The organism is Streptococcus sp. 10824 (assembly GCF_013276595.1).
Taxonomy (GTDB): Bacteria; Bacillota; Bacilli; order Lactobacillales; family Streptococcaceae; genus Streptococcus; species Streptococcus pseudopneumoniae.
Genome location: NZ_VMLH01000117.1, coordinates 1 through 5,993, shown reverse-complemented (window position 1 = coordinate 5,993; position 5,993 = coordinate 1). Strand labels below are relative to the sequence as shown.

Genomic DNA, 5,993 nt, shown 5'->3' with positions numbered 1-5,993 from the left:
GATTTTAGGATAGTATTATATTAAACTTGATTAATCAACTATTGATAAATCAATAGAAAGGAGGAAGAAATGATAGAGATTCAAGATTTACTGTATCAACTCCGCTTGTCTGAGCAAGCGAGTACGCAATTGTTTGAAAAAAGGCTTGGGATTAGTTTGACACGGTATCAGATTTTATTATTTTTGTTGAAGCATTCCCCTTGTAATCAAATAGCGGTTCAGGAGCGTTTGAAGATTGATCAGGCTGCTTTGACACGGCATTTTAAGATTTTAGAAAAGGAAGGTTTGGTGGAGCGTCATCGTAATCCTGAAAATCAGCGAGAAGTCTTGGTAGAGGCTACGAAGTATGCCAAGGAGCAGTTAGTGATGAATCCACCTCTGCAGCATATCAAGGTTAAGAAAGAGATGGAAAGTATCTTAACAGAGTCTGAGAGAACAGAATTCAGCCGTTTATTAAACAAATTGGTTTTGAGCATTGAAAATATAGAAATTTAAGGAGAAATAGATGTCAATTATTACAATTATTTTAGCAACAATCGTTGCTTTGGAGCATTTTTACATTTTTTATTTGGAAAGTATTGCAACGCAATCAGAAGCGACTAGTCGTGTCTTTAACATGGACAGGGAAGAACTAGCTCGTCCGTCGGTAAGTTCACTGTTTAAAAATCAAGGGATTTATAATGCTCTGCTAGGAGTCTTTCTCCTGTATGGGATTTATTTCTCACAGAATTTAGAAATTGTGACTATTTTTGTTTTATTTGTGATTGGTGCTGCGGCTTATGGCTCTCTCACAGCAGATAAGAAAATTATTTTGAAGCAAGGTGAGCCAGCTATTTTAGCCTTGATTAGTATTTTTCTCTTTAAATAAGTTCAAAGGTCAATCTTAGTCTCGCTAGTCCTTTTCACTCCGGAATAAGGGAAATATGTTATACTTGTTTTTAAGAAAAAGTCTCATTGAATTTGTTTTGAGGAGTTAGAAATGAAAGTATTAGTGACAGGTTTTGAGCCCTTTGGAGGGGAAAAGGTTAATCCAGCTTTGGAGGCCATTAAAGGTTTACCAGCTGAAATCCATGGTGCTGAGGTCCGTTGGTTAGAAGTGCCAACAGTCTTTCACAAATCGGCTCAAGTATTGGAAGAAGAGATGAACCGCTATCAACCTGACTTTGTCTTTTGTATTGGCCAAGCAGGTGGAAGATCTAGCTTGACGCCTGAACGAGTGGCTATAAATCAAGACGATGCACGCATTCCTGATAATGATGGTAATCAACCGATTGACCTTTCCATTCGCCAAGACGGTGCTTCAGCCTACTTTAGTAGTTTACCGATTAAAGCGATTGTTCAAGCTATAAAAAAAGAGGGCTTGCCGGCCTCTGTTTCCAATACGGCAGGGACTTTTGTCTGCAACCATTTGATGTATCAGGCCCTCTATTTGGTAGAAAAGAAATTTCCACATGTTAAGGCAGGTTTTATGCATATTCCTTATATGATGGAACAGGTGGTGAATCGACCTACAACTCCAGCTATGAGTTTAGTGGATATTAGGCGAGGGATAGAAGCGGCAATCGGCGCCATTATAGAACATGGAGATCAGGATCTCAAGTTGGTAGGCGGAGAAACTCATTGATAGAAAAAAGCTTGAGGGAAAACCTTCAAGCTTTTGGACGTTTTCGAGCCAATACTGCTCGGTAAAAAATCATTTTATTAATTAATTTGAATGTAGGGTAGGAGTGAAAAACTAGCCCTACCAGGGGTAGTTTAGTTGGTATTTTTTACTAAGTGCTGCTCTATAAAAGCTGATTTTAGTACATTGGATATAAGGTAGGAGTAAAAAACTAGCAATGCCAAAGGTAATCCAATTGAGGAAGTACCAAGGAAGAAGCTGTAAATCTAGGACAAAGTGCTGGAACTTGTAGCCCTTCATAAAGGAACGGCTAGTTTTTAGGATTCGTCTTGGTGAGGCCTGTCCTAAGTCTAGACTATAACAGAGAAGAAATTCCACCTGTGAATAGGCATAATACTGTGGAATATAGAGGATATTTCCTACAATGATCAAGATGAGACTTGCAAGAAAGTAGAGTCCAAAGACCATGAGGAAACGCTCGGTTTCAACTGATGAGAGATCTAGATTTGGAAACTCAGGATGTAGGGTGACGAATTTTTTGGCTAAAAAGCTACTATAAAAGAGGAAGTAAATCCCAAGTAAATTAGGGATACTCCATAAAAAGAGATAGAAACGTTTGAGAAGTAGGGTCAAAAAGGTTTGAGAAAAGCGCTCCTCATCAAAGAGAGCTAGGCTGTTTTTTACAGATGGCTCCGTTTTAGAATCTTTCATGAGTGTCAGTGTTGCATAGACGGAACTGGTCAAAAGAATAGTCCCGATAAAGGAGACTAGTAGAGGAAAGAGGTAGGCTTGAAGTATTTGACCAAGTATGCTGAAAAATGGCTGTTCTAAAACAGTCACGTGGATCCGAGATAAGGGATTAAGAAAACCAGATAAGATGACCAGCATACTGGGAAGGATATAGAGGAGAAAGAGACGGGGGGTGTCAGCCTGAAAATGTTTTGACTCCTGACGAATTGTTTTTAAATCAATTTTTGGATAGTTCATTCTCTTATTATACCATAGTTCGTGACAGTTCCAGCTTTTTTTGATAGAATCATACAGTATGCCCTTGGGCACAAAGTATGAACTGGGATTGTCTTTCCCAGCTTCGGAGGTAAAAAATGTCAGATTCACCAATCAAATACCGTTTGATTAAGAAAGAAAAACATACGGGAGCTCGTCTGGGAGAAATCATCACTCCCCACGGCACCTTCCCGACGCCTATGTTTATGCCAGTTGGGACACAAGCCACTGTCAAAACTCAGTCGCCTGAGGAATTGAAGGAGATGGGTTCAGGAATTATCCTGTCAAACACCTACCATCTCTGGCTTCGTCCTGGAGATGAACTCATCGCACGCGCTGGTGGTCTCCACAAGTTCATGAATTGGGACCAACCAATCCTAACGGATAGTGGTGGTTTCCAGGTTTATTCCCTAGCTGATAGCCGTAATATCACAGAAGAAGGGGTAACCTTTAAAAACCATCTCAATGGTTCTAAGATGTTCTTGTCCCCAGAAAAAGCCATCTCTATTCAGAATAATCTGGGCTCAGACATCATGATGTCCTTTGACGAATGTCCCCAGTTTTACCAACCTTATGATTACGTTAAGAAATCGATCGAGCGTACCAGCCGTTGGGCTGAGCGTGGCTTGAAGGCTCATCGTCGTCCACATGACCAAGGGTTATTTGGGATTGTGCAGGGGGCAGGATTTGAAGACTTGCGTCGCCAATCAGCGAATGACCTTGTCAGCATGGATTTCCCAGGCTACTCTATCGGTGGTTTGGCAGTGGGAGAAACCCACGAAGAGATGAATGCGGTCTTGGACTTTACAACTCGACTGCTACCTGAAAACAAACCTCGCTATTTGATGGGTGTGGGAGCGCCAGATAGCTTAATCGATGGGGTCATTCGTGGGGTGGATATGTTTGACTGTGTCTTGCCGACTCGTATCGCTCGTAACGGGACTTGTATGACCAGTCAGGGACGTTTGGTTGTCAAAAATGCTCAGTTTGCTGAGGATTTTACGCCACTGGATCCTGAGTGTGATTGCTACACATGTAAGAACTATACACGCGCCTACCTTCGTCACCTCCTCAAAGCCGATGAAACTTTCGGTATCCGCTTGACTAGCTATCACAATCTTTATTTCTTGCTTAACCTGATGAAGCAAGTGCGACAAGCCATCATGGATGACAATCTCTTGGAATTCCGTGAGTATTTTGTTGAAAAATATGGTTACAATAAGTCAGGTCGTAATTTCTAAAATGGAATTGATATAAGCTAAAAATCCTAAGTTTTCTCTTGGGATTTTTCTTCTTTTTTTGATAGAATAAAGTGTACAATGAAAGGAAGAATAAACTCGTATGCGCATTAAATGGTTTTCCTTGATTAGGATTACAGGTTTACTACTGGTACTCTTGTATCATTTCTTTCAGACCATCTTTCCTGGAGGTTTTTTCGGGGTAGATGTCTTTTTCACATTTTCAGGCTTTCTGATTACAGCTCTACTTATTGAAGAATTTTCTAAAAATCATGAAATTGACTTGCTTGGATTTTTTAGGAGACGCTTTTATCGGATTGTGCCACCTGTGGTTTTGATGGTCTTGGTAACCATGCCCTTTACCTTCCTAGTTCGGCAAGATTATGTGGCTGGAATTGGGGGTCAGATTGCAGGTGTCTTAGGCTTCATGACCAACTTCTATGAACTGCTAACAGGTGGGAGTTATGAATCTCAGTTCATTCCTCATTTGTTTGTTCATAATTGGAGCTTGGCCGTTGAGGTTCACTACTATATTCTTTGGGGATTGGCAGTTTGGTTCTTATCCAAACAGTCCAAATCAAATGGTCAGTTGAGGGGAATGGTTTTTCTCTTATCAGCTGCTGCCTTTTTGATCAGTTTCTTCTCCATGTTTATTGGTAGTTTTCTAGTGACCTCTTATTCCTCTGTTTACTTCTCCAGTTTAACTCATGTCTATCCATTCTTTTTGGGAAGTATCCTAGCAACGATTATAGGCGTTCGTCAGACGACTTCCCTCGTCAAGCAGTTGGATAAAATCTGGGATTTACGCAAGACCCTTTTAGTTTTTGGAGGAGGTTTTGGCTTCTTACTCATTTTGACCTTCTTTGTCAAATTTACCTATCTTTTTGCCTATCTTATGGGCTTCTTACTTGCTAGCCTTGCAGCTCTTGCTATGATTCTGGCGGCGCGTGTCTTACATGAAAAGACACATCATATACAAGAGACAAAGATGATTAGCTTTTTAGCGGATACTAGCTATGCAGTTTATCTCTTCCATTGGCCTTTCTACATCATTTTCTCACAGTTGACCTCAAATCTTCTTGCTGTGTTATTAACTTTGATTTTTTCTTATGGATTTGCCAGTCTTTCATTTTATGTATTGGAACCTTGGATTGCAGGCAAGAACACACCTATTTTACAAACTCTTCGTCCCCTGCCTTATATTCACACAATTCTTGCAACAAGTACGGGAATCTTGGCCTTCATTGTCTTCTTAGTGACTTTGTTGGCACCACAAGTGGGAGCGTTTGAGACAGACTTAACTGTCAATGGCTTGAAGCAAGCTGCTAGTACTATTGCCCAAACAAAAGTGATAGCAGAACGAGCAGAAGCTGATAGTTTAGGAATTGCTGATGGCACTATGTTAATTGGTGACTCGGTGGCTTTAAGGGCAAATACAGCCCTGCAGACAGCTCTTCCTGGAGCACAAATTAACGCGCAGGTCAGCAGAACAACCAAGACTGCCAATGAAATCATGATAAACAATAGCCAAAATAAATTTTTACCTAAGATGGTGGTCATTGCGACTGGGGTAAATAATCCTGAAAATTACAAGGAAGACTGGGACAGTATCGTGAAAAATCTTCCTAAGGGCCACCATATGGTTTTGGTGACTCCTTATGAGGGAGATAAGACAAAAGAGACCTATGCCATCGTTGAGAAGGCTGCTGCCTACATGAGAGAATTGGCAGAGAAGACACCTTACATCACGATAGCAGATTGGAATCAAGTTGCGAAAGAGCATCCAGAAATTTGGGCAGGAACAGACCAAGTCCATTTCGGAAGTGACACTAGCACTATTGAAGCAGGAGCAAAATTGTATGCAGATACGATTGCCACAGCCTTGAAGACAGCTCAAGACAAGCCAGTCAAATCAAAATAACGTGTATTAAAAAGAGAAGAGTTGGAGAAATCCAACTCTTTTAAAATATCGCATCTCTGTGCCTTTCTTGTGTTTGTGGTTGAACAACAAGTATAACACAGAGGTGTTTTCTTATGTCTACACTTTCAGCTAGTTGAACCATCTAATTTTTAGGAGGGCTGGGTGGCTAACTTCATTATATAACTTTCATTTAGTAAATCGAACGTGA

The 5,993-nt window shown here is 40.6% G+C and carries 6 protein-coding genes; 5 read left to right on the top strand and 1 reads right to left on the bottom strand.

What is annotated here, in order from left to right; all coding sequences use genetic code 11:
* Positions 1-69: 69 nt before the first annotated feature.
* The 3 genes from HT701_RS09920 (at position 70) to pcp (ending at position 1,624) form a co-directional block, all read left to right on the top strand.
* Positions 70-495 carry a MarR family winged helix-turn-helix transcriptional regulator gene (locus HT701_RS09920; RefSeq protein WP_000570119.1) on the top strand — a complete coding sequence of 142 codons (426 nt, stop codon included), beginning with the start codon at positions 70-72 and terminating at the stop codon, positions 493-495.
* Positions 496-505: 10 nt separating this feature from the next.
* Positions 506-868 (top strand): DUF1304 domain-containing protein, encoded by a 363-nt coding sequence (locus HT701_RS09915; RefSeq protein WP_000022854.1) that lies wholly within the window; start codon positions 506-508, stop codon positions 866-868.
* 111 nt (positions 869-979) lie between these two features.
* On the top strand, positions 980-1,624 hold the full coding sequence (pcp, locus tag HT701_RS09910) for a pyroglutamyl-peptidase I (protein ID WP_119919572.1): 645 nt from the start codon (positions 980-982) through the stop codon (positions 1,622-1,624).
* A 117-nt stretch (positions 1,625-1,741) separates the two neighbouring features.
* On the opposite strand, the gene HT701_RS09905 is transcribed toward pcp, so the two are convergent.
* Complete coding sequence (locus HT701_RS09905; RefSeq protein WP_172931478.1) at positions 1,742-2,608, bottom strand: DUF975 family protein; 867 nt, start codon at positions 2,606-2,608, stop codon at positions 1,742-1,744.
* A gap of 116 nt (positions 2,609-2,724) precedes the next feature.
* Here HT701_RS09905 and tgt point away from each other — a divergent pair, with 116 nt between their 5' ends.
* Both tgt and HT701_RS09895 read left to right on the top strand, forming a co-directional pair.
* Positions 2,725-3,867, top strand: coding sequence for a tRNA guanosine(34) transglycosylase Tgt (gene tgt / locus HT701_RS09900; RefSeq protein ID WP_100104861.1), 1,143 nt, complete (start codon positions 2,725-2,727; stop codon positions 3,865-3,867).
* A gap of 100 nt (positions 3,868-3,967) precedes the next feature.
* A complete protein-coding gene (locus tag HT701_RS09895) occupies positions 3,968-5,785 on the top strand; it encodes an acyltransferase family protein (protein WP_172931477.1) in 1,818 nt (605 codons plus the stop codon).
* Positions 5,786-5,993: the final 208 nt, after the last annotated feature.